Genomic DNA, 21,504 nt, shown 5'->3' on the forward strand with positions numbered 1-21,504 from the left:
AGGTTGATGAGTCTTGGGCGATGAAATTCGTAGAAATATGGCTTTATTCCCGATTGGTATCGTTATGAAGTTGACTGATTTATCAGCACGACAGATTCGCTACTATGAACAACATCAGTTGATTGTTCCGGCACGTACAGCTGGGAATCAGCGTTTATTTTCTTTTAACGATGTGGAAAGACTGCTTGAAATAAAGGCTCTTATTGAGAAGGGTGTTAATATCGCTGGTATTAAGCAAGTTATGAACCCGGTGATGAGAGAGTCTGAAGAAGCGACAGTTATGACTCCAGATACTGAAGTGAAGCGTAGAGAACTAACTGATTCACAACTTCATCGTTTACTTAAGCAGCAACTTGTAACTGGTAAAAGACCGGGGCAGGTGTCATTGATTCAAGGAGAGTTGTCACGGTTTTTTAATAAATGAGGGATTATCATTCCCTGTTGAAACAGGGTTGACATTCCATCAAATAAAATAAGTATTTTTAGGAGAAAAGGGGAGAGGTTCTGTGAGTTATTCAAAAGAAGATATCTTGAATATGGCGAAAGAAGAGAATGTGCGGTTCGTTCGCTTACAGTTTACTGATTTGCTTGGGACGATTAAGAATGTAGAAATCCCTGTAAGTCAACTGAAGAAAGCCGTAGATAACAAAATGATGTTTGACGGTTCTTCTATTGAAGGATATGTACGTATTGAAGAATCAGACATGTATCTGTATCCTGATCTTAATACTTGGGTTATATTCCCATGGGTAGCAGAAGATCGAATCGCTCGGTTGATTTGTGATATCTACATGCCAGACGGAACACCATTTGCTGGAGATCCACGCGGTATCTTGAAACGCAATTTGAAGGAAGCTGAAGAAATGGGCTATACATCTATGATGGTAGGTCCAGAACCTGAATTCTTCTTATTCAAAACAGATGAAAAAGGCAATCCAACGACTGAGTTGAATGACCAAGGTGGATATTTCGACCTTTCTCCTATGGATCTTGGTGAGAACTGTCGTCGTGAAATCGTTCTTACACTTGAAGAAATGGGCTTCGAAGTTGAAGCGTCCCATCATGAAGTAGCTCCAGGACAACATGAGATCGACTTTAAATATGAAGATGCTATTAAAGCGGCGGATCAGATCCAAACGTTCAAATTGGTTGTCAAAACCATTGCTCGTGAACATGGACTACATGCGACCTTTATGCCTAAACCTCTATTTGGAGTAAATGGTTCAGGTATGCACTGTCACCAATCGCTCTTTATTAAAGATGAGAATGCTTTCTATGATGAAAGTGACGAATTAGGATTGAGCAAAACAGCACGCCACTATATGGCTGGTGTTCTGAAGCATGCGCGCGCATTTGCAGCTATTACGAACCCAACTGTCAATTCATATAAACGTCTTGTACCTGGTTACGAAGCACCTTGTTACGTAGCTTGGTCTGGAAGTAACCGTAGTCCAATGATTCGTATCCCTGCATCACGCGGACTCAGTACACGTGTTGAAGTACGTAATCCGGATCCAGCAGCGAATCCTTATCTAGCTCTTTCTGTTATGCTTAAAGCAGGTCTAGATGGAATCAAAAATGAAACTAAACTACCACCTCCAATCGACCGCAACATCTATGTGATGTCGGAAGAAGAACGTATTGAAGAGGGTATTCCAAGTTTACCATCCAACCTTAAAGAAGCTTTGAATGAACTTATTCGTTCCGAAGTTATTACTTCAGCTCTTGGTGATCATGCTCTAGCTTACTTCTATGAGCTTAAAGAAATTGAGTGGGATATGTTCCGCACTCAGGTTCACCAATGGGAACGCGATCAATATATGACGTTGTACTAGGTCCTCCAAACCCTTGACGCTCTAAGCGTTGGGGGTTTTTCTTTTGTGAGCATTTAATTATTTTGGAGCCATCATATGTGGGCATAAACATCTGATGTAATTTGAATACTACCATGTCCTAGCCGCTCCTGAACATATTTCATATCAGCACCGGATTCCAAAAGCATGACAGCGGATGTGTGACGAAGGGAATGGATAGGTAGGGAGGGAATGCTTGCTCGTTTGAGTATTTGGGAAAAAGCATTGAAAAGAGTTCGTGTTGAATCGAATGTTTTAGGATCTCCCATTAATTCTTCTGAATCCTTTGCGGTAAAATCAAGAGTTTTGGAAATTGATAAGGGTTTGTTCGATTTTATAAAGTATAACGGCTTTTTTCATGGCATTATTCATTGTGGAATGTACTATTTCGACAGTTCTATGAATGTAACCTTTGGCAAAAAGTCCGTTAATAAATTCTTGGTCATGATTGGTTTCACTTCATTAAGTGAAATATCCTTGAAATAAGGAAGTATATGATTATTGATACTATACTGGTGCGATGTAAGGGTGTTTTTTCTTTCTGCTTTAACTGCGGCAATTTGTGCCTCTTTCTTTGTTGAAATCCACGCTGTGACTTCAAACGATATTCCCAACTTGTGATATGTTTTTTTATACTGGCCATTCTAAAACACCAAGCGGTTCAAAACAAATGTGGAAATCCTCAACTTTTATGAGTAAACCGTACTTTTCTATAAAGTACTGAATGGCCGAATCTAAGAATTCTTCTGTAGCATTTAAATAGTCCACAAGTCCATGCCGGTTGCGGATAGCATCTTTATGGGTTTGTAAAATGGAGGTTAGAGGCACGAGTTTTTCATAGGCCCATGCTCTAGCAGTGCGCTCTTGCTCGCGGTTCTGGAGATTGGATTGATCTAGGATGCTACCGCTCGTGGGTGGTGTCCGAGTTCTTCGGCTAAGACCAATGTTTTTCGATAGAAGTAGGTATATATTGGTTAATCCAAATAATGTTGTCACCATCACTCCTTTTCACCAAATCAGTCCGGTTGTTGAACTCATCACAATTGCAGTAGGGCGTTCATTGAAAGCCAAAGAACTCAGACTAATAGAATGTATGGATGAAAAAGAAATAGCCATTTTTGAAAACATGATGAGTGATGCAATTAATTCGGCGTAACTGAAGCAAGGATTACCTTTTGGCTATGGATATTTCGATGATTGACTCTGGGGAATACGTTGTTACTTTCGGGATCTATATACCCAAAAATAGAACTGGTGTAGTTATAAATACAAATTATGGAGGAATAAATATGAAATCTATTAATGAACTCGTTCAAGCAGCACACAACAACGCAATCTCAAAAAGATGGTGAAAAGACGCTCTGGACCAATCAAAGGTTATTAAGCCAACCCATTAATTAAAACAGTTTAAGGATACCAATTAACAAACACATGATCCCAATGATTAAACCAATGATCCCAATTAACTTCCTTGAGGCTATATAAGCGTCACTGGGTGTAGTGTCACCGTTTACCTTCCAACCTTCGCTCCTGTTCCAAGCGAAAGTTGGATTCAAAATATTTAACAAACCCAATGCAATTAATAAAGTCCCAATAAAGATCACACAATCATCTCCTTTTAAAGATAACGCAAATTGTAGTGATAAATTACAAAAAAAGCAAAAAGTCCATCTATAAGGAGCTTAATATACATGGATAAGTTAAAAGAGATAAAAGAGGCGCTGCTTAAAGAGAATTTAGCACACCCAACAAGATAAACAATGCATCCAAAATTAATAGGCGGAATACCCGTGGGATAAGAAGATACTCGGAATACAGCTTGGTTAGTATGTTATTCAATTAAATATCCCTTTGAGTCATTTGAAAAGACCCATTAGCCCAAAAAGAACGACATCGTTAATCCCTTTGTTTAACAATAAACAAAACTATATTTATCACTATAGAAGTCGAGAAAGCGACAAACATCCAGAGTTTTGAATCGAATAGTATTAAAGCCAAACCTACTAATTGAAGCATTAATTGCAATCGATAAAGAAATTTTCTTGTATTTTTAGTCATTAAGATCAACTCCAATCTAATTAATACTATACCATAAATTGGATTTATCTAGAGGGAGGAAGACAGACATTGATGATCCATCACGAAATGCCATTACTATTAGCTGAGTGACATTATATAAAGACATATTGTGTGCTTATCAGGATAATAAATGCACCAATTCCTATAGTTATTTTGCCAGCAAATTTTGTATACGATATCAACAAATCGCTAGGTTCGCGGTCGTCAAACAGGTTCCTGAACCACCATGAATCTGGATGCTTTATAGCAAAAATACCAAGAGCAATCACTGCACTACCAAGTAATAAATTAAAAATGAACATTAGATCAACTCCTTTGTAGGCATATCCATTAAAGCGTCAGCTTTAAAATTCCAGATATTAATAACAGCAAACCAAAAAGTGAAGAAATCAGACCATAAAATTTTGTGACGGATAAGTAGGTACTGCTTGGTTCGGAATCACCGTTTACCTTCCAACCTTCATTGAAATTCCAAGCGAATGAAGGATTAAAGATACTAAGTAAACCGAGTGCGATTGCTACAATTACCATGAAAATGAGCATTAAGCCTGGCATTAAATCAACTCCTTTGTAGATATGACGCAAAATTCGGGAAATAGTTCCAGACGAAGGGAGACAGACACACACACATGGAATGGATCAAGTACGAATGTGAGAATGACAGGTGTGGTCGTAAGTTTGCTGTTGAGGACGATCTAGAAGAGCCAGCATGCCCGGAGTGTTCCGGCATAAACTGCAAGGAAACTGGAACATTGGGGTGATGTAAATGGAACAATTATCTTTTAACCAAGATTGGATTGGAGCAGATACTGGGATCTTAAGAATACAGAACCATTCCAATCTAAGTGCTGGCGATCTGGTTGCATATCAAGGTGTAATTTCATTGTATTCAAAACAAATATTCTTCTATCGATGCATTCTTAAAGATAAACGTAAATCACCTAATCCATATCACTTAGGAACTTTTACCACTGATCAAAGTAATGCGAATTATGACTGTATTGAGCGAGAGTATCAGCTTTCTGTATCGGGATGGTGGCGGCAGACACAGCCGCCTAAAGGTTCACCAGCATATCCACAGTGGATGGCTTGGACGTGGGAAAATTGTGAGGAAGATCGGTTATTTGCAGAGTGGCACATAAGGGACTTCGAGAAGAAACTGAAACCAAGCAAGGCGCAGATAATCACGTCAATTCCACCAATAACAGTGGAATATGAACAGCTCACATTATTTTAGGTTACACCCTGTATTGAATATATAACCCATACCCTAGGAGAGCACAACTTTTAAATATTATTAGGGCGACCAAGATCTGTAATAAGTTGCGCTACGACTAAAGAACAAGCGCCAATTACCAGCAAAACAATAACCATTATAGTAACAAATACTTTACCATTCATCATTTTCACCTCGGTTTGATTATACCAAATATATAACCATAAAGGAGCGATAACAACGGATGGATGAGATGAAACGTGATTTACACGAAGATTTAAAAATAATGACATTGATGCCTAAAGGTTCCGATGAACCGGTAGACATGGTATTCGACGTAGTAGCACCTCATGTTACGTAGGGCTATAGCAGCAGAGGGTCAGTTGGCAGAGGCACAGAAGACCATAACCGATAAGGACGCTGAAATAATAAAGCAAACTGACTTAAAATTTGAAACCTATCGAGCTAACGCGGAATGGCAAGAGCAATATGAAAAATCACAAAGACAGGTAGTTAAACTACAGAAGGCACTAAAAGAAGCGTACGATCGCATGTGTAACAATCTGCCGCTTGCAGTGAGATTCATATTGGTAGATGCCTTGAAGGTGATTAAGGAAGAGGTAGAGTCATGACACAGTTACAGAGTGTACAGGCGTGGTCGGACGAAAAACTAGATGAGGAAATATTGGAGATTACAGATAGGATGGCATCTCCAACTCAAAGCTTAGAGGACTCTCTTGAGGTACAGGCAAAGGCTATAGAAAGAAAGCCAAGAGAATACGCTGAGAATTTAATAAGAGTCGTAAATGGGGACTTCCCACTTTACCAGCTTAAAGAAAATTATATTTTTAATCTGCATTACTTAAATCAATTACTCCAAGCCACTCCACGACAACGAGCAGAAGCTACTTATCTGACTATAAAGGCGGTGTAACATGGCACGACTGAAATTTGATATAAGAGCTAACCAACAGGGCGGCGGAGTTATATGTAGCTTCACGGATGGTAAGAAGCGCACTTCTGAAACTTGGTTCGGTGCACCTCCAGACTCAATAAATCATGTTGGACCTGAATACCTTCAAAATAGACTTCCTAACGCCAGGAATGAACGACATTACACATTTATAAAGCGACGCTTCAAAGAGGAAATAGGCAAGTTTAAACCCTGATACGGTCGCCACTGACATTAAGTATCTCCCAGCCAGTAATGTTGGGGAACGATCGGCTGGGAGATTACATCAACTTTTCTCAGCTTCTGGGTCATTGAAAGTTTCTAAGGCTGCATTGCCTTGCCCTTCATCGCCTGGATATTCACGTTCGTTTCCTGCATGCAACTCTCGATTTTCGTAATCAAATCGATTAGGAGGTCGTTGATCACTACGCCATGGCGTACTTTTGCCTAACGTTTCCGCATTAACGGGTGAACCATATGGTCCGTCTGAGAATTCTTCTGCAACTAAGTCATTGCGTTGGGATTCTACGGTTGCAAGATCGGTGTACTGCCTTCGTTGTTCATTGATAAAACCATCGTCTTTAGACATAGAGAACCTCCTACAAATTTTAAATAATATGCTCATTACATTAAGAAATATAATAATTGATGAAATTGAAATACCTTGGAGAATCTACGGATATTTAATCGGACTCCCAAACAAAGAAATCCTGCTCAATGAGCAGGACTATAAAATAGATTTATTTAGATTCAGGTCTCTTCACTTGAAGAGGAGGAGGGATAAGCCAACCTTTTTCTTTGTTCATCTGGAGTATCCGAACTCCAAAGCCTGTTAAAGTGAGATGGTATTTAGCAAATAAAGCACCAACATCCACTCTAATTGATTGACCCATAGCTTGGCTACAAGCGACAAGTCCGACAGAGATATCTGCCGCAATTTTTGCAGCTATTTCAGGATCAGTAAATCTTGCGCCAGCAGGGATGTCTTCGAGTTTTACTGGTGGTCTTTCAGGCATAATTGGTGCGGGAGCTAATCCGTTATCAGAAAGCAATTTATCAAATTCTTTGATCTCTAGCTTTGCTTGATCAATAAGATCGCCTAGTATTTTTTTAAGGTCCTTGTCACCAGCGTGGTATAAAAATGCTTGGTAGCATGACACCGCACCTCTGGCAACCATAGAGCCCTGCCATACACTATTGATCTCACCATAATGCATTGGTTCATCTTTCGGATTGCCGTTTAAAATACCCATTTAATTTGGCTCCTTCTATTCATGAATTTTTCACAGATGTTATTGTGTCCAAAAAAAATTAAATAATGTAAGATCGTGACCCAACAAAATCAATCAACCCAAGCCGTATAAAGCATTTAAGGGGAGAGAGGTATAACCTCTCTCCCTAAAAGGAGTGTAAAGGATGCCTGAAACAGTTCCGATAAGTGGAAAAGCCATATTGGATGCAGTACCAGGGAATGTATTACTAATATACGCAATAGAAAAACTCTTACTTGAAGGAAAAACAAGACACGAGATAACAGATAAAACTCAGGAAATTGCTTTTGTACTATCAGGTATCGTTAAGGAGGTTAGAGAGTAATGAATAAACCCATAGTTTGTAGTGTATGTCATGAATCATCCAAGGCGGTTGATTGGGATATTCAGACGCAGAAATACTATGATCACTCATTGTTGGAAGAAGGAGAATACAGCAACACATTTATTTGTCCTCACTGTGGCGAAATGCAACCAAGACACATGATTATGGAGGTATCCCATGGATACACAAACAAGGATGATAGATGCAGGCAAATTTATAGAATGGCTGGATACTAGGGCAAACGAAACAAGCCAAGAACAGGCAAAAACACAAGATTCTGAAAAGTTCCATTTTATGAATGGTGATTATGGGATTGGGGAAGTCAGAGGAATTGACGTATGTGTTAATTTCGAGGAATCGTCATTCACCATTCGCGTAAGCCCTGATGATTTGGAGGTAATCCCTAATGAGTAGAGACCAGCTAGAAAGCGATCCTGAATACGCCACAACATTAAGTTATGCAAACGGATTGATCGAAAAGCTACAGGGCGAAATCAAATAGCTAAAAGAAGATAACGCACACTGGATATGCAAACACACAGCCAGTGAGCAAAAGTACCAGACGTAATCGAAAGTGATAGCTGATCTGAAACGTGAACGAGAGAAGATAGCGGAATATTTAGAAGAAATCATCAAGGACTCTAAGCATGATGGAATATCTAAACACCTTGATGATTGCTATTTAAATGCTCGTCAAGTACGTTTCATCCTGTACCCCGTAGATAGGAAGAAGGAATAATAGCTCATTCCCTCAATAGTAATACTTTTACTAATTTCATTGATTCTGCTAAATTCTTATATTCGTTAGCTTTAGACAAGTAAAAAGTTTTTAGCAGACCAGTAATAAAAGTAGAAATATAAAACAATCCAATTACTGATAAAAACATAAACATAAAACTACCAATACCAAAATCAAATAGATGACTAATAAACTCATTCCAAAGGGGGAGGAGAATAACGATTGCTAGAGTAATAGGCCACCACTTGTTTAATTTAATGGTTTCGCCTTTTCTTTCATAGTAATTAATTATCTCACCTAGAATTTGATCAGATATAGGAATTTCTAATTCTACTATTTTTTCTCTAATTTTGTCACATCTATATGCTTGAATAAAATCATCCTGATTGAGAGAGTCGTATTCGGGATAACTATTACGGGAAAGTTCTTCTGATTTTTTAATTGCTACTTTCGTTAGATAGATACCTATAGACGTTGAGCCCAAAGAAGTAATAAATAGCATCGGATTACTCTTAAAAAGGAAATTCAAAAGTAAAAGAATAACGCCAGAGAAAATAAAAAATAATGCGAAGATAGCCCATATCCTTACTCTGTTATTTGCAATAAGCTTAGAAGTTAATAATTCATCTTTGTAATATTCAAATAAGATATTGGTTTTAACGATAAACTCAACTGCGTTCGACAATATTCTCTCATCCTTTCTATTTATATGAGTACGAATGAATATTATGGAAGTTTCAATATGTAAATTATTTAAAAAGGAGAAAACCAATCATGAAAAATGAGATTGATGATTATGATCTGTTCGATCTGGACTTTGAAGAGTGCGTGAGACGTGGACAAGAATGGCTAGAGTGGGAAGCGAAGAATGTAGATAATAACTTAGAATCCCAAGTAAATAAACGGTAAAGTGAGTGGTGAATCCATGGGTAGAGAAGTAGTGATTCTAAATAAACACGATGAGGAAGCAGAGGATAACAGAAAAATCATCCAAGTAACACTTTTCGATGATATTGATAAGGAAGATATTCGAAAAAAAAAATGGATCTTAGGAAAGTACACAGGTATGGAAGATGTCATTAAGAACTATGAGTTTTCCCTCAAACAGATAGAAAATGGAATGTCCGCTTATGATGCTGAGACCGTGTAGCACGCCATTTGTAGTAGCTGGCTCTGGGTATACCTGCAATGGCTAGTAAGCGTGAGACACCGTGTAGACTACGAAGTTCTTCAATTACTTGATAGTTGTCTTGCTGACTGAGAATGCCTCCTTTAACAGATTTGGAATACTGCTTTTTTAGGAAGTCTACCTGTACTTTCAGATAATCTCGTTCTTCCTCTACAGTGTCAAATACTGTACGGGGACGTCCTTTAAGAGGATTAGATTGCCCCTTACGCACATCGAATTTCTCCCCATGAAGCCATTTTCTTACCCATTCCTTTAATATGTGGAATTTCTGATTTCTAACTTTTTTGCTACAACTTCATAGCTCGATGATCCTTCTATGTAATCTTTTACTGCCTCTAATTTGAAATCATCCGTATACTGTTGAAATACTTGTCCTTTTTTAGCCATAAAAATATCCCCTCCAAGTTCACTCTTCTCCACATGATAACATGCGGTTTTTTTTGAGTGTTTACTTAAAAGGGATAATACCAAACACCATATGGTGTTTGGGTTTTTATTATACGGAGATGATGTTTGAAGACTTACCCATATTTTATAAATAAAATTGTGATCATCAGTTACAGATTTTTCAGTATGTACCCTGAATTGCTTGAATGAAGCTAATATAAATGAGAGAGCATAAGCTATTTTATAATCCGGTGTGATGTAACCTTCATTAGTCTGCAGGAGAATTCATTGGCTATGGAATCTGCCCAGGTTTCCGATTCCCGCAATGTATCAAAATAGAGATCGTCACGATGCCATCGAATAGTCAATAGAACACTCCTTTTAGAATTTACTAGATTACCTTTTGCAGCCCTATAATGCCCTCAATGAAAAATGGAAGTAACTAATAGGACAATACCTCACTGTACAGATATCCTTTATCGAAGGTATTCCATTCATTTAAGCACTTGATTTAGTTTTGAACTGTACTTTCATATTCATTTAGTCTTCTTAAAAAGATATGTATGTAATGTATAGAAGAGGAGTGCATCGAGTTCCTAACGAAACCGTAGAAACTCGATTTATTCTATGTAGAAGGGCAAAGGGATGTAACGTGGTTATTTCGATTCGACGATACTTATTCCGGAGTGTCCAAGTCTTTAATTACAAGATCCAATAGACCTGCAAATACATAGGCTTGATGTTTGGAAATCGAGCAACCTTTAAGATCATCCAGATTAATACTTAATGAAGAGAACTCACATGTACTGAAATCAAGTCCATTATGTTTCGCACCAGCGAACTGTGATTGATCAATATTTGATCGTACAAAATTGACCTGCTTCATAGTGGAATAACAATAGTCTGTGCTAGAGAATGTGCAATCTTCGATGTTCACCTGTTTCATATTAGCAAACCTGAAATTCGAAAACTCCCCTAAACAATTCGTGAAAAGGACGTTTCTAATCGTGGATTCCGACAAATCCATCCCAATGATCTTACAATTTCGAAACTCTGTTCTGTGGATGCTTGAGTTACTGAAATCTGCATTAGAAAGATCACATTTGTCAAAAATAACATCGGTTAGTTCCAGATTAGTGATTTTAGAATGGGAAAAGTTCACGTTGCTAAATATAACTTCATCAAAGGTGACATGGTCAAAGCTTTTATTGTCTAAGAAGCAATCCTGAAACTTTCCTCTTTCGATACAATCCTCTGATTGAATATCCATGGCTTCGGCAGATTTATCTGGTAAATCCAAAGGGATTTTGGGTGATTCAATCTTAGTCGTTAACTTCTTAGTCTTCATGGGTACCACCTCGCGTTGTAGATTAAGTTAGGGCACTAACCAAAGAAAAGAATACAGCTCATGGTAAGCAACCGTATCCTAATCTATCGTTAAAACAAAATATTGAAATAATAAGAGCTTAATGAATGTCACGGAAGAGACCAACGACCTTACCTAGGATCGTTACATGGTTTAAACGTAAAGGTTCATAGGTTGGATTCTCAGGTTGGAGTCTGATATGGTCCTTCTCTTTGTAAAAGGTCTTGACCGTAGCTTCGTCTTCCTCAGTCATCGCAACCACGATATCTCCGTTATCAGCCGTCTGTTGTTGGCGAACAATGACAAGGTCTCCATCATGAATACCAGCTTCGATCATACTATCTCCCATAACATTGAGCATAAACACTTTCTCGTCACCCACGAAATGTTGGGGCAGCGGGAAATAATCTTCTATATTCTCTGTTGCAGTAATAGGTATACCGGCGGTCACTCTACCAACAATTGGCACACGGGATACATCATGAGTGAAAAGATGAGCATTCTCAGAGTCTTCTTGTCCCAAAATTTCTATCGCTCGTGGTTTAGTTGGATCTCTTCGAATGAGGCCTTTCTTTTCTAAGCGGTCCAAATGTCCGTGTACAGTTGAACTGGAAGCTAGTCCTACCGCTTCTCCGATCTCACGTACAGATGGCGGATATCCCTTAGTACGTACTTCGTTACGTATGAATTCTAGTATAGCTTGTTGTCGGCTAGATATCTTCGACATATTTACCCACCTCATTAAAGTGACTTTCGGGAAATTATAACATAGAACTTCCGTTCGCACAAACGTAGGTTCTAAATCAGCAAGAACATTTGTTCTAAAATCTATTGAACAAAACAAGTGTTCGTGTTATAGTTATTTCAATAACAAGAACAAACGTTTGGGAGATGGTATTGATATGTTGAGATTCAGTACTTACGAGAGTATTCATGGACCTTCGAGTGACACACATACACGTACACTTACACGTATTAATAATACATATGCATGGAGGGTAAGAGTAAGTGCTATTATTTCACAACAATTGATCAAGAGATTGATATGGATGTTGTTATTACTTACTGTAGGATGCACAGGAATGGTCAGTGCATTTGCTAATTCTGCTGTAGAAGTTCGCGAAGAGAAACATCTTATCATTCAACCAGGAGATACCCTTTGGGAGATTGCTGTTCAGGAGAAACCTGCTGGGATGGATACTCGCGTATATATCAAAGAAATGAAACATTTAAATGATTTATCTAACGGTAGAATTATGGCTGGAGAGGTGCTCTCATTACCTCAATACTGAATGAGAACTCTCAATAGAGCTTGGCGAGGAGGAATCCTTGACAAGCTCTTTTTATCATGGCAAAGTTAGTACTGTTAGTCATGAATGGAGGAAAGTTTATGGATATAGACAACTTGGTATTACGCATTAACGAACTTGCCCAGAAGCATAAAACAGTTGGGTTAACAGATGATGAAATGCAAGAGCGTGCTCGTCTTCGTGAAAACTACCTTCAGAACATTCGTAACAATTTCCGTCAACAGTTGGATTCTATTGAATTCACAGATGAAGTACCGGGTTCTGAACAGGATGGAAATAAGTAAACCTACATTATAAGGGGGACAAAGGCATGGCTCGTTCTTGGGAGAGAATGGTACAGAAAAATAAAAACCAGCTTAATAAGCAACGTAAGAAGCAAGGTAAATCAAGTATTTCAAGTTTTTCAGATCTTGGATCTGTGGTGAGTGGAGATACATTTAAGGGGCGTAAAATAGCTCTTCCTGTTGTGTTAGTCTTACTTGCTTGTTTATATGGACTTCTCGGAGTTGCTTCAAGCACGGTTAATAAGGGTGAAGGTATAAATACACCTACAATGACATGGTTAATCATGGGAGCGTACATCCTTCTGGGTGTTATCATTTATTTTAGACGTCCTTACTTGCTTGTTGGTAAAGATACTTTACAAACGACGAGGCTAAATAGAGTTCGTAATGTGTCAGCAACAAGCATTACAAACATTAAAGTAGCTAAAGGTTCTGTCGTGATTGAACAGAAAGGCAAAGGTGGTAATTGGGTATTTACACGCCTCATTAACCGCTATGATATTCAAGCTATGGGAGTGCGATTGGAAGAATTCGCCAAAGCTAACAACATACCTTTCGAAAAGTAATGGGTGAGGGAGAGAATTAGAGAGATGTCGATAAATGCCGTTATGTTTGATCTAGATGACACTTTATTATGGGATGATCGAAGTGTGGAGGAATCTTTTGAAGCCACTTGTAAGAGAGCTGCTGACGCTACGGGAATAGATCCATCTCAATTAGAAGAAGCCGTTAGAAGTGAAGCTAGAACGCTTTATGAGTCTTATGAAACCTATCCATTTACTACAATGGTTGGAATTAATCCTTTTGAAGGACTGTGGGGGAACTTTACTGCAGGGGAACAATCAGAATTTCGTCAGTTAGAGCAAATTGTTCCTACGTACCGTAAAGAAGCATGGAGACTTGGTCTTTTGAAAATGGGTATAGATGACGATAAGTTAGCTTCTGAACTTGCGGATCAATTCGCAGCTGAAAGACGTTCTCGTCCACATGTATATGAAGAAACGTTTCAAGTGCTTGAAGAGTTGCGTGGGAAAGTGAAGTTGCTTTTACTTACGAATGGTTGTCCAGCATTACAGCAAGAGAAGTTGGATGGCGTTCCAGAATTAGCTCCTTATTTCAATGAGATCATCATTTCAGGTAAATTCGGTAAAGGTAAACCTGATGTTTCTATTTTTAACCATGCCCTATCTACCTTAGGTGTAACTAATGATCAAGCACTTATGGTTGGTGATAAGTTAACGACTGATATCCGTGGTGGTCTAGCTGCAGGAATTCAGACGGTATGGATTAATAGAACAAGCAAACCTAAGGATCCTGAAATTGTACCTAACTTCGAAATTGAGCATCTTTCACAACTACACGAGATCATTTCTCAATTCTCTTAAATGTGATTTCACCAAACCATCGAATCGTTCTTACGTTTTCGTTAAATTAACCTTTAACTCTGTTGCGGTAGAGTTAAAGGTTTTTTATTGATATGATAAATGTCACAATATTGTATATAAATCAATCGTTCTGATGGATTTTGAGTTATATAATGGAATTGATGAGTGGATCTAGTTCAAAAAAGTTTGATATTATATAATAAATTGTTATTAGAAGGGGCAAATCAATGAAAAGAACAATCGTAGGTACAGGATTATTCATGTTGATGTTATTGGTGGCTGTGGGTTGTAGTAATAACAACCATGATCACTCAGGAATGGATATGGTGAATGATGGTTCGTTATCGCCAGTGGTCGTAGACTTAAGTATTCAACCGGATCCAGTTAAAGTGAAGGAGAAAGTGATGATTGAGGTTCTAGTGACGCAGAATAACAAGAACGTTACCGATGCAGATAAAGTCATCATTGAGATCAATCCTACGGCTGTAAATGGAAAACATATTGAGACGCCTGCAACACATGTGGGTGACGGGAAATATGTTCTTGAGACAAGCTTTGATCAAGCGGACAAGTATAGTATCACTTCTCATGTAACGGTTGGGCCTATGCATACGATGCCTAAGAAAGAACTAACAGTTACGGACTGAGTAAGCGCTACACAAGAGAAAAAAACAACCTCACTTTTCCAATATTCGGAAGGGTGGGGTTGTCTTTGAAGTTTGATGTATAAGATTAAGCTTTCTTAAAATCAGGATCATTTACCGGTGATGATACCCAACCATTCTCTTCGATAAAGAGGCGTACAGCTATAATCTGACGGTTATCCATTAATGTGAAGAAGTGATTCGTGTTCTCTGGTACAGAGATAACATCTCCAGCAGATAACTCAACATCGAAATAACCGATATCACCAGCACCTTTGATGACAAAGATACCTTTACCAGACACGATGGCACGAATTTCATCTTCTGTATGGGTATGAACCTCTTCGAATTTGTTAAGAAGCTCGTTCAGATTCGGAGTTGAATCAGAAAGGGTGATGACATCCCAGATTTTATATCCACGACGTGCAGCCAAGTCTTTAATTTCCGCATCATAAATTTGTAGAATCGTATTTTTCTGTTCATCGGTTAAAATGAAATTGTTTTGTAATTCCTCAGGTAATTTAGCGGGTTCCCAACTTTCATAAATAACATCTTGATTCTGTAAAAAAGTACGGACATTTTCTTCTCCAGTGATGCGTTCGTTCGTGTTTCTAATAACGATTTCAGCCATTTGATAACCCTTCTTTCCCACTTGGTTTAATTAGTATTATAATATAGGATGATTTCTTTGTCGATGATTGATTTGCAGAAATCCTTCTCCCATATAGAGAATACCATGAAAGTTGTTTTATATTGTAAGGTATTCTGTTAAACTAAGAACTAACGTTTTGCAGGGAGGGATTTGTGTTGAATATACAGAGTCTTGAAGAATCTTTAAAAGAACGAATATTCATTATGGATGGTGCCATGGGGACAATGATCCAACAAGAGGATCTTTCGCCAGCAGATTTTGGTGGAGAAGAGTTGGATGGTTGTAATGAAATGTTAGTTCTTACCCGTCCAGATGTTATTGGACGAATCCATGAAGAGTATCTGGCTGCAGGTGCAGATATGATCGAGACCAATACATTTGGTGCGACTTCAGTTGTACTTGCTGATTATGACATACCTGAAAAGGCTCGGGAAATCAACCTTAAGGCTGCTGAAATTGCACGCCAGGCTGCAGATAAATATAGTACGGATAGTAAACCACGTTATGTTGTTGGTGCAATGGGGCCTACGACGAAGACCTTGTCAGTAACGGGTGGAGTTACCTTTAAGGAGTTAATTGAATCTTATGAGGAACAAGCTCTAGCTTTGATCGAGGGTCGAGTGGACATGCTCTTGTTAGAGACGAGTCAAGACACATTAAATGTTAAGGCAGGAAGTATTGGTATTCGTAATGCTTTTGAAACTAGTGGTGTGACGTTGCCTATTATGATCTCCGGTACGATAGAACCGATGGGTACGACATTGGCGGGGCAGAACATCGAGTCCTTCTATTTATCATTGGAGCATCTAAATCCTATTTCTATTGGACTTAACTGTGCTACGGGACCTGAGTTTATGCGAGATCATATCCGCTCGCTTGCTACTATGGCAAAAACAGCTGTGAGTTGTTATCCCAATGCAGGACTACCGGATGAGAACGGGAATTATCACGAATCACCTGAATCACTTGCTTTTAAGATCGCTGATTTTGCTGCAAATGGTTGGTTGAATATCGCAGGAGGCTGTTGCGGAACAACACCAGAACATATTCGAGTCATGGCAGAGACGCTTTCGAAGTATGAAGCTCGTCGTGTGTATGGGGAACATCCTCCAGCGGTCTCGGGTATTGATGCAGTCTTTGTTGAAGAGGATAATCGTCCAATCATGATCGGAGAACGCACGAATATTTCGGGATCCCGGAAATTCAAACGTCTAATTAAGGAAGAGAAATTTGATGAGGCTTCTGAAATTGCACGTTCTCAAGTTAAGGGTGGAGCCCAAATTATAGATATAAACCTTCAGGATACGGATATTGATGAGGAATTCGCTGTGAATCATTTCCTTCCTATGGTTGCTAAGAAAATCAAAGCTCCGCTGATGATCGATTCTACGTATGATCACATTATCGAACTAGGTCTTCAATATTCTCAAGGGAAAGCGATAATTAACTCCATTAACCTTGAAGATGGTGAATCTAAGTTCGAATCCGTTGTTCCTCTTATACATCGATATGGAGCAGCAGTGGTCTGTATCTTAATTGATGAGCGTGGGCAAGCGGTAACACGTGAAGCTAAGCTTGAAGTGGCAACTCGCTCGTATGATCTTCTTGTGAATAAGTATGGCTTACATCCATCGGATATCATATTTGACCCTAACATGTTCCCAGTAGGTTCTGGTGATCCACAGTACATCGGTTCTGCTGTTGAGACGATAGAGGGGATTAAGTTAATTAAGGAGAAGTTCCCTCAGGCTAAGACCATTCTTGGACTAAGTAATATCTCCTTTGGTTTGCCGGATGCGGGGCGCGAAGTACTAAATTCAGTATACCTGTACGAATGTACAAAAGCTGGACTTGATTATGCTATCGTGAACACGGAAAAGCTAGAAAGATACGCTTCTATACCGCAAGAGGAACGTCGTCTTGCAGAAGATCTTATTTATCGGACGAATGATCAGACTCTTGCTGATTTTGTAGCTGCTTTCAGAGAAAAGAAAATCGTCAAAAAAGAAGCGATCTCTAATCTTACGTTAGAAGAACGCCTTGCTTCTTATGTCGTGGAAGGAACGAAAGAAGGACTACTTTCTGATTTGGAAGAAGGACTGAATAAATACTCTGCACTAGAATTGATTAATGGCCCTCTAATGACTGGAATGGCCGAAGTTGGTAGACTTTTCAATAATAATGAGCTTATTGTAGCTGAAGTATTGCAAAGTGCTGAAGTCATGAAAGCATCCGTCACGTATCTTGAAGATTTCATGGAGAAGGATGAGAGTAGCGTTAAAGGGAAGGTCATTTTAGCAACAGTCAAAGGCGATGTTCATGATATTGGAAAGAACTTAGTTGAGATTATTCTTTCTAATAATGGTTACCAGATCATAAACTTGGGTATAAAAGTACCACCTGATAAGATTATAGAAGCTTATCGAAATGAGAAAGCAGATATTATTGGGTTATCTGGATTACTTGTGAAGTCGGCTCAGCAAATGATCGTTACGGCTCAGGATTTAAAGATCGCAGACATTGATGTTCCAATCATGGTAGGTGGAGCTGCACTTACGCGTAAGTTTACCAAAACACGTATTAAACCTGAGTATGATGGTATGGTTGTCTATGCGAAGGATGCCATGGATGGGTTAGATATCGCGAACAAACTCATGGACCCAGAACTACGTGAAGTGATGATTACAGATATGCTAGTTGAACAAGAGGCGATCTTAGCTGCTAGTCTTGAGAGCGTGCCATTACCAGTATTGACTCGTGCAGTGAAGTCTAATATTGCAACGGATAATCCTGTACTAATACCTCCGGATACAGAACGTCACGTTATTCGTAATTATCCAATATCTCATATTCTTCCTTATGTAAATATGCAGATGTTATTAGGTCACCATCTGGGGTTACGTGGATCGGTGGAACAGCTATTAGCTGAAGGTAATGCGAAGGCTGTGGAACTTAAGGCAACGGTTGACACAATATTCAAAGAGGCAAGAGAAAATGCGATTATTCAAGCACATGCGATATATCGCTTCTTCCCGGCACAATCTCAAGGGGATAGTATCATTATCTATGATCCACAAGATCATTCGAAAGTGTTACACACGTTCACGTTCCCTCGTCAGAAGGTAGAACCTTATCTCTGTCTAGCTGATTTCTTGAAATCCGTTGAGAGTGGAATTATGGATTATGTTGGCTTCCTCGTTGTAACGGCAGGACATGGTGTTCAACAATTGTCTACGACATGGAAGGATAACGGAGATTATCTTCGTTCACATGTATTGCAGGCAGTTGCGCTAGAGACAGCGGAAGGATTGGCTGAACGTATCCATCATATGATGAGAGATTCGTGGGGCTTCCCTGATCCAGCTGATATGACGATGAAGAAACGTCATGGTGCTCGTTATCAAGGTATCAGAGTATCCTTTGGTTATCCAGCTTGTCCAGATTTGGAAGATCAAGGACCATTATTTAAGCTTCTTCAACCCGAAGACGTTGGTATTGAGTTGACGGAAGGCTTCATGATGGAACCGGAAGCTTCTGTATCAGCAATGGTATTTAGTCATCCACAAGCCCAATATTTCAATGTTGAAAAATTATAGAGTAACGTTAAATATGAAGTAAATACTACAAGGACATATCAACATAAGATCCTCCGATATTTCGGAGGATCTTAATGTTGGGTTGTTGAAAGGAGAACGTTTAGAAGCATGGAATTATTGTTTCTAGGTACGAATGCAGGTGTTCCAACACTGCAACGAAATGTGACCTCTGTCGCACTTCGTTTATTTGAAGAAAGACGCAGTTTCTGGTTATTTGACTGTGGGGAGGCAACCCAGCATCAGATTCTTCGATCCTCATTAAAGCTCAGCAAGCTAGAGAAAATATTTATAACACATTTACATGGCGATCATCTATTTGGACTTCCTGGACTACTTGCTAGTCGAAATAATCAAGGTGGAACTTCGCCATTAACGGTATATGGACCTCGTGGTATTAAGGAATTTCTAGATACGACCATGAGACTGAGTCAGTCTCGGGTGGATTATGTATTGGAAGTAGTGGAGCATGATGGTGGGATTATCTTTGAAGATAAGGGATTCATCGTTGAATCACAACTATTGGAGCATCGGATTGACAGCTATGGATATCGTGTGACTGAGAAGGATCGTATAGGAAGTCTTAATCTGCCACTTCTAGAATCGCACGGAATCAGACCAGGCCCGATGTATGGAAAGCTCAAGTCTGGTGAGAGTATTGAACTAGAGAATGGAACGATTATACGACCAGAAGATGTGTTGGGACAGCCGAAAAAGGGTAGGATCATAACCATTCTTGGAGATACACGGCCTTGTCCTGCAGTTGTAACGTTAGCCAAGGGGGCGGATATGCTTGTTCATGAAGCTACATTCCTTCATGAGATGGTAGAGACTGCTTACGAGTATTATCACAGTACGGCAACTCAAGCCGCTAACGCTGCACAAGATGCGCAAGCTAAACGTCTTGTTCTGACACATTTTAGTTCACGATATAAAGATCTAGAACAACTTGGACAGCTTCTTGATGAAGCTAAAGAAATTTTCCCAAATACAATGTTAGCAGAGGAATTTCACATCCTTCCAATTGAACGTATACAATGAGATAATTGATGTGTACAGTATTGTGAAGTACACATCAATTATTTTCCGGGCAAGCGCAAGTTTAGACACAGGGTTCCATAAAAACGCTAGGGAATTCGGTTATAGTTCGATAATATGTGACGAATGATGAGTGTAAATGATGCGATAAGTGGTGTTATAACCCTCAACTGTCAGAAAATAATGATTCGTTAAGTAGTAAAGTTATCTTTATATATTGAAATATTTCCTGCGATCTGAAATGATAAAGATTGAACTTGTGAGTGTAAACTTCAGTTCATTTATACGGATAAAGGTGTAACATTCCTGAGTAAATGGATATTACAGATATTTAAGCAATTTGATTAATGATTTATACAGTTAATTAAATAGCGAGTGACACATTCATTGCTCTTACGTTGAAAGGATGTTTCTTAGAAATGAAAAAGTCTAAAGGTCTATTAATTGATCTAGATGGCACGTTGTATCATGGGAAGCATATGATTTCAGGCGCTGATATACTTATTAATACGTTGAAAGAGTTGAATATTCCGTATTTGTTCGTAACTAATAACTCATCGCGAACAGCAGAAGATGTAGCTGACGTATTAAATTGTATGGGGATACAGGCTTCTCCTCACGATGTTTGCACATCATCACAAGCAGCCGCAAAATATATCGCTAATGAATCACCAGGCGCAAGAGTGGCTATTCTCGGAGAACACGGTCTACGTCACGCTTTATCGGAAGCTGGATTACAAGAAGTGCAAACCTCTCCGCAATATGTGGTACAGGGAATTGACCGAACTTTTACATATCATTCTTTATCTGCAGCGATAGGTTGGATTAGTGAAGGGGCTCAGTCCATTCTTACTAACCCTGATTTACTTCTTCCTTCTGATAATGGCCAAATACCAGGTGCAGGCACGATTGCTGCTGCAATTGAAGCTGGATCTGGCGTGAAGCCTATCGTCATTGGTAAACCTTCCAGTCATTTAATGACCTATGCAACGGATATATTGGGTATGGAATCATCTGAAGTGATCGTTATTGGTGATAATATTCGTACTGATATTGCTGCCGGCGCAGCAGCTGGGTGTGAAACCGTGTTAGTACTTACAGGAATTACAACGGAAAATAACTTGCAGCAGCATATACAGTCTACAGGGGTAGAACCCGATGTCATTTGTAAAGACTTACATGAGCTTCTAAAGTTCCTGACTTCTTAAATGAAATTTAAAT

Annotated in this window: 30 protein-coding genes and 2 pseudogenes; 18 read left to right on the forward strand and 14 right to left on the reverse strand. The window is 39.0% G+C overall.

Annotation, left to right across the window (positions count from 1 at the left end):
- Positions 1 to 13: 13 nt before the first annotated feature.
- Together PGLA_RS07550 and glnA are read left to right on the forward strand one after the other, a co-directional pair.
- A complete protein-coding gene (locus PGLA_RS07550) occupies positions 14 to 424 on the forward strand; it encodes a MerR family transcriptional regulator (protein ID WP_068531060.1) in 411 nt (136 codons plus the stop codon).
- An 82-nt stretch (positions 425 to 506) separates the two neighbouring features.
- The gene (gene glnA / locus PGLA_RS07555) at positions 507 to 1,835 is read left to right on the forward strand and encodes a type I glutamate--ammonia ligase (RefSeq protein WP_068531064.1); all 1,329 of its coding nucleotides are present in this window, start codon (positions 507 to 509) and stop codon (positions 1,833 to 1,835) included.
- A 74-nt stretch (positions 1,836 to 1,909) separates the two neighbouring features.
- Here the strand turns inward: glnA and PGLA_RS28820 are convergent.
- The 5 genes and pseudogenes from PGLA_RS28820 to PGLA_RS07580 all read right to left on the reverse strand — a co-directional run.
- Positions 1,910 to 2,496 (reverse strand): annotated as a pseudogene (locus PGLA_RS28820) (site-specific integrase); the annotation flags it as partial.
- Positions 2,484 to 2,852, reverse strand: a complete 369-nt coding sequence (locus PGLA_RS07565) for a hypothetical protein (protein ID WP_068531070.1) — start codon at positions 2,850 to 2,852, stop codon at positions 2,484 to 2,486. The gene PGLA_RS07565 and the pseudogene PGLA_RS28820, both read right to left, overlap by 13 nt.
- A 398-nt stretch (positions 2,853 to 3,250) precedes the next feature.
- Positions 3,251 to 3,457, reverse strand: coding sequence for a DUF6199 family natural product biosynthesis protein (locus tag PGLA_RS29530; protein WP_068531075.1), 207 nt, complete (start codon positions 3,455 to 3,457; stop codon positions 3,251 to 3,253).
- Between the two features lie 567 nt (positions 3,458 to 4,024).
- Positions 4,025 to 4,234, reverse strand: coding sequence for a DUF6199 family natural product biosynthesis protein (locus PGLA_RS07575; protein WP_068531078.1), 210 nt, complete (start codon positions 4,232 to 4,234; stop codon positions 4,025 to 4,027).
- Positions 4,235 to 4,262: 28 nt separating this feature from the next.
- Positions 4,263 to 4,487 carry a DUF6199 family natural product biosynthesis protein gene (locus PGLA_RS07580; protein WP_068531081.1) on the reverse strand — a complete coding sequence of 75 codons (225 nt, stop codon included), beginning with the start codon at positions 4,485 to 4,487 and terminating at the stop codon, positions 4,263 to 4,265.
- A gap of 211 nt (positions 4,488 to 4,698) precedes the next feature.
- Here PGLA_RS07580 and PGLA_RS07585 point away from each other — a divergent pair, with 211 nt between their 5' ends.
- From PGLA_RS07585 to PGLA_RS07600, 4 genes are all read left to right on the forward strand, one after another.
- Positions 4,699 to 5,169 (forward strand): hypothetical protein, encoded by a 471-nt coding sequence (locus PGLA_RS07585; protein WP_068531086.1) that lies wholly within the window; start codon positions 4,699 to 4,701, stop codon positions 5,167 to 5,169.
- Between the two features lie 329 nt (positions 5,170 to 5,498).
- Entirely contained in the window at positions 5,499 to 5,780 is a 282-nt protein-coding gene (locus PGLA_RS07590) for a hypothetical protein (RefSeq protein WP_068531089.1), read from the forward strand.
- On the forward strand, positions 5,777 to 6,082 hold the full coding sequence (locus PGLA_RS07595) for a hypothetical protein (RefSeq protein ID WP_068531092.1): 306 nt from the start codon (positions 5,777 to 5,779) through the stop codon (positions 6,080 to 6,082). The genes PGLA_RS07590 and PGLA_RS07595 overlap by 4 nt, the downstream gene beginning before the upstream one ends.
- A gap of 1 nt (position 6,083) precedes the next feature.
- Positions 6,084 to 6,317, forward strand: a complete 234-nt coding sequence (locus PGLA_RS07600) for a hypothetical protein (protein ID WP_068531096.1) — start codon at positions 6,084 to 6,086, stop codon at positions 6,315 to 6,317.
- 69 nt (positions 6,318 to 6,386) lie between these two features.
- Here PGLA_RS07600 and PGLA_RS07605 read toward each other — a convergent pair whose 3' ends face one another.
- Positions 6,387 to 6,689, reverse strand: coding sequence for a hypothetical protein (locus tag PGLA_RS07605; RefSeq protein WP_068531099.1), 303 nt, complete (start codon positions 6,687 to 6,689; stop codon positions 6,387 to 6,389).
- 151 nt (positions 6,690 to 6,840) lie between these two features.
- A complete protein-coding gene (locus PGLA_RS07610) occupies positions 6,841 to 7,353 on the reverse strand; it encodes a DUF3231 family protein (protein ID WP_068531102.1) in 513 nt (170 codons plus the stop codon).
- 163 nt (positions 7,354 to 7,516) lie between these two features.
- On the opposite strand from PGLA_RS07610, the gene PGLA_RS07615 reads away from it, so the two are divergent.
- Both PGLA_RS07615 and PGLA_RS07620 read left to right on the forward strand, forming a co-directional pair.
- Positions 7,517 to 7,696 (forward strand): hypothetical protein, encoded by a 180-nt coding sequence (locus tag PGLA_RS07615; protein WP_068531105.1) that lies wholly within the window; start codon positions 7,517 to 7,519, stop codon positions 7,694 to 7,696.
- A gap of 177 nt (positions 7,697 to 7,873) precedes the next feature.
- Positions 7,874 to 8,110, forward strand: coding sequence for a hypothetical protein (locus PGLA_RS07620; protein WP_068531108.1), 237 nt, complete (start codon positions 7,874 to 7,876; stop codon positions 8,108 to 8,110).
- Positions 8,111 to 8,439: 329 nt separating this feature from the next.
- Here PGLA_RS07620 and PGLA_RS07625 read toward each other — a convergent pair whose 3' ends face one another.
- Complete coding sequence (locus tag PGLA_RS07625; RefSeq protein ID WP_068531111.1) at positions 8,440 to 9,120, reverse strand: hypothetical protein; 681 nt, start codon at positions 9,118 to 9,120, stop codon at positions 8,440 to 8,442.
- 89 nt (positions 9,121 to 9,209) lie between these two features.
- Here PGLA_RS07625 and PGLA_RS29370 point away from each other — a divergent pair, with 89 nt between their 5' ends.
- Positions 9,210 to 9,344 (forward strand): hypothetical protein, encoded by a 135-nt coding sequence (locus tag PGLA_RS29370; RefSeq protein ID WP_281197268.1) that lies wholly within the window; start codon positions 9,210 to 9,212, stop codon positions 9,342 to 9,344.
- 16 nt (positions 9,345 to 9,360) lie between these two features.
- Entirely contained in the window at positions 9,361 to 9,585 is a 225-nt protein-coding gene (locus tag PGLA_RS07630) for a hypothetical protein (protein WP_068531114.1), read from the forward strand.
- Here the strand turns inward: PGLA_RS07630 and PGLA_RS28510 are convergent.
- The 5 genes and pseudogenes from PGLA_RS28510 to lexA form a co-directional block, all read right to left on the reverse strand.
- The gene (locus PGLA_RS28510; RefSeq protein WP_145939504.1) at positions 9,536 to 9,835 is read right to left on the reverse strand and encodes a hypothetical protein; all 300 of its coding nucleotides are present in this window, start codon (positions 9,833 to 9,835) and stop codon (positions 9,536 to 9,538) included. The two genes, PGLA_RS07630 and PGLA_RS28510, sit on opposite strands and share 50 nt — an antisense overlap.
- Before the next feature lie 41 nt (positions 9,836 to 9,876).
- Complete coding sequence (locus tag PGLA_RS28515) at positions 9,877 to 10,011, reverse strand: transposase (protein ID WP_161487857.1); 135 nt, start codon at positions 10,009 to 10,011, stop codon at positions 9,877 to 9,879.
- 132 nt (positions 10,012 to 10,143) lie between these two features.
- Positions 10,144 to 10,373, reverse strand: a pseudogene (locus tag PGLA_RS28825) (hypothetical protein); the annotation flags it as partial.
- A 314-nt stretch (positions 10,374 to 10,687) separates the two neighbouring features.
- Entirely contained in the window at positions 10,688 to 11,359 is a 672-nt protein-coding gene (locus tag PGLA_RS07635; RefSeq protein ID WP_068531116.1) for a pentapeptide repeat-containing protein, read from the reverse strand.
- 118 nt (positions 11,360 to 11,477) lie between these two features.
- Complete coding sequence (gene lexA, locus PGLA_RS07640; protein ID WP_068531119.1) at positions 11,478 to 12,104, reverse strand: transcriptional repressor LexA; 627 nt, start codon at positions 12,102 to 12,104, stop codon at positions 11,478 to 11,480.
- A gap of 175 nt (positions 12,105 to 12,279) precedes the next feature.
- On the opposite strand from lexA, the gene PGLA_RS07645 reads away from it, so the two are divergent.
- The 5 genes from PGLA_RS07645 (at position 12,280) to PGLA_RS07665 (ending at position 15,003) form a co-directional block, all read left to right on the forward strand.
- Positions 12,280 to 12,669: a LysM peptidoglycan-binding domain-containing protein gene (locus PGLA_RS07645; protein ID WP_068531123.1), complete on the forward strand. Its 390-nt coding sequence runs from the start codon at positions 12,280 to 12,282 to the stop codon at positions 12,667 to 12,669.
- 56 nt (positions 12,670 to 12,725) lie between these two features.
- On the forward strand, positions 12,726 to 12,971 hold the full coding sequence (locus PGLA_RS07650) for a DUF896 domain-containing protein (protein WP_425415353.1): 246 nt from the start codon (positions 12,726 to 12,728) through the stop codon (positions 12,969 to 12,971).
- A gap of 26 nt (positions 12,972 to 12,997) precedes the next feature.
- Positions 12,998 to 13,537: a hypothetical protein gene (locus tag PGLA_RS07655; protein ID WP_068531126.1), complete on the forward strand. Its 540-nt coding sequence runs from the start codon at positions 12,998 to 13,000 to the stop codon at positions 13,535 to 13,537.
- 24 nt (positions 13,538 to 13,561) lie between these two features.
- A complete protein-coding gene (locus PGLA_RS07660) occupies positions 13,562 to 14,356 on the forward strand; it encodes an HAD family hydrolase (RefSeq protein WP_068531129.1) in 795 nt (264 codons plus the stop codon).
- Positions 14,357 to 14,583: 227 nt separating this feature from the next.
- Positions 14,584 to 15,003 carry a FixH family protein gene (locus tag PGLA_RS07665; RefSeq protein WP_068531132.1) on the forward strand — a complete coding sequence of 140 codons (420 nt, stop codon included), beginning with the start codon at positions 14,584 to 14,586 and terminating at the stop codon, positions 15,001 to 15,003.
- Between the two features lie 85 nt (positions 15,004 to 15,088).
- Here the strand turns inward: PGLA_RS07665 and PGLA_RS07670 are convergent, their stop codons facing one another.
- Positions 15,089 to 15,631, reverse strand: a complete 543-nt coding sequence (locus PGLA_RS07670) for a cupin domain-containing protein (RefSeq protein WP_068531135.1) — start codon at positions 15,629 to 15,631, stop codon at positions 15,089 to 15,091.
- 224 nt (positions 15,632 to 15,855) lie between these two features.
- Between PGLA_RS07670 and metH the strand changes: the two genes are divergently transcribed.
- The 3 genes from metH to PGLA_RS07685 all read left to right on the forward strand — a co-directional run bounded on the left by metH (position 15,856) and on the right by PGLA_RS07685 (position 21,491).
- Positions 15,856 to 19,248 (forward strand): methionine synthase, encoded by a 3,393-nt coding sequence (gene metH, locus PGLA_RS07675; protein WP_425415361.1) that lies wholly within the window; start codon positions 15,856 to 15,858, stop codon positions 19,246 to 19,248.
- A 108-nt stretch (positions 19,249 to 19,356) separates the two neighbouring features.
- A complete protein-coding gene (rnz, locus tag PGLA_RS07680) occupies positions 19,357 to 20,286 on the forward strand; it encodes a ribonuclease Z (protein WP_068531141.1) in 930 nt (309 codons plus the stop codon).
- A 416-nt stretch (positions 20,287 to 20,702) separates the two neighbouring features.
- A complete protein-coding gene (locus PGLA_RS07685) occupies positions 20,703 to 21,491 on the forward strand; it encodes an HAD-IIA family hydrolase (RefSeq protein WP_068531144.1) in 789 nt (262 codons plus the stop codon).
- The last annotated feature ends 13 nt before the right edge of the window (positions 21,492 to 21,504 follow it).

This window comes from Paenibacillus glacialis, assembly GCF_001637205.1.
GTDB classification, from domain to species: domain Bacteria; phylum Bacillota; class Bacilli; order Paenibacillales; family Paenibacillaceae; genus Paenibacillus_AQ; species Paenibacillus_AQ glacialis.

Coding starts and splice junctions, on each gene's coding strand:
- PGLA_RS07575 (WP_068531078.1), bottom strand. CDS start 4,234: ATGTTCATTTTTAATTTATTACTTGGTAGTGCAGTGATTGCTCTTGGT.
- PGLA_RS07670 (WP_068531135.1), bottom strand. CDS start 15,631: ATGGCTGAAATCGTTATTAGAAACACGAACGAACGCATCACTGGAGAA.
- rnz (WP_068531141.1), top strand. CDS start 19,357: ATGGAATTATTGTTTCTAGGTACGAATGCAGGTGTTCCAACACTGCAA.
- PGLA_RS29370 (WP_281197268.1), top strand. CDS start 9,210: ATGAAAAATGAGATTGATGATTATGATCTGTTCGATCTGGACTTTGAA.
- PGLA_RS07650 (WP_425415353.1), top strand. CDS start 12,726: ATGGCAAAGTTAGTACTGTTAGTCATGAATGGAGGAAAGTTTATGGAT.
- PGLA_RS07610 (WP_068531102.1), bottom strand. CDS start 7,353: ATGGGTATTTTAAACGGCAATCCGAAAGATGAACCAATGCATTATGGT.
- PGLA_RS07620 (WP_068531108.1), top strand. CDS start 7,874: ATGGATACACAAACAAGGATGATAGATGCAGGCAAATTTATAGAATGG.
- PGLA_RS07635 (WP_068531116.1), bottom strand. CDS start 11,359: ATGAAGACTAAGAAGTTAACGACTAAGATTGAATCACCCAAAATCCCT.
- PGLA_RS07585 (WP_068531086.1), top strand. CDS start 4,699: ATGGAACAATTATCTTTTAACCAAGATTGGATTGGAGCAGATACTGGG.
- PGLA_RS07565 (WP_068531070.1), bottom strand. CDS start 2,852: ATGGTGACAACATTATTTGGATTAACCAATATATACCTACTTCTATCG.
- PGLA_RS07590 (WP_068531089.1), top strand. CDS start 5,499: ATGTTACGTAGGGCTATAGCAGCAGAGGGTCAGTTGGCAGAGGCACAG.
- PGLA_RS07655 (WP_068531126.1), top strand. CDS start 12,998: ATGGCTCGTTCTTGGGAGAGAATGGTACAGAAAAATAAAAACCAGCTT.
- PGLA_RS07665 (WP_068531132.1), top strand. CDS start 14,584: ATGAAAAGAACAATCGTAGGTACAGGATTATTCATGTTGATGTTATTG.
- PGLA_RS07605 (WP_068531099.1), bottom strand. CDS start 6,689: ATGTCTAAAGACGATGGTTTTATCAATGAACAACGAAGGCAGTACACC.
- PGLA_RS28515 (WP_161487857.1), bottom strand. CDS start 10,011: ATGGCTAAAAAAGGACAAGTATTTCAACAGTATACGGATGATTTCAAA.
- PGLA_RS07630 (WP_068531114.1), top strand. CDS start 9,361: ATGGGTAGAGAAGTAGTGATTCTAAATAAACACGATGAGGAAGCAGAG.
- PGLA_RS07685 (WP_068531144.1), top strand. CDS start 20,703: ATGAAAAAGTCTAAAGGTCTATTAATTGATCTAGATGGCACGTTGTAT.
- PGLA_RS07580 (WP_068531081.1), bottom strand. CDS start 4,487: ATGCCAGGCTTAATGCTCATTTTCATGGTAATTGTAGCAATCGCACTC.
- PGLA_RS07615 (WP_068531105.1), top strand. CDS start 7,517: ATGCCTGAAACAGTTCCGATAAGTGGAAAAGCCATATTGGATGCAGTA.
- PGLA_RS07660 (WP_068531129.1), top strand. CDS start 13,562: ATGTCGATAAATGCCGTTATGTTTGATCTAGATGACACTTTATTATGG.
- PGLA_RS07645 (WP_068531123.1), top strand. CDS start 12,280: ATGTTGAGATTCAGTACTTACGAGAGTATTCATGGACCTTCGAGTGAC.
- PGLA_RS07600 (WP_068531096.1), top strand. CDS start 6,084: ATGGCACGACTGAAATTTGATATAAGAGCTAACCAACAGGGCGGCGGA.
- PGLA_RS07595 (WP_068531092.1), top strand. CDS start 5,777: ATGACACAGTTACAGAGTGTACAGGCGTGGTCGGACGAAAAACTAGAT.
- metH (WP_425415361.1), top strand. CDS start 15,856: ATGGATGGTGCCATGGGGACAATGATCCAACAAGAGGATCTTTCGCCA.
- lexA (WP_068531119.1), bottom strand. CDS start 12,104: ATGTCGAAGATATCTAGCCGACAACAAGCTATACTAGAATTCATACGT.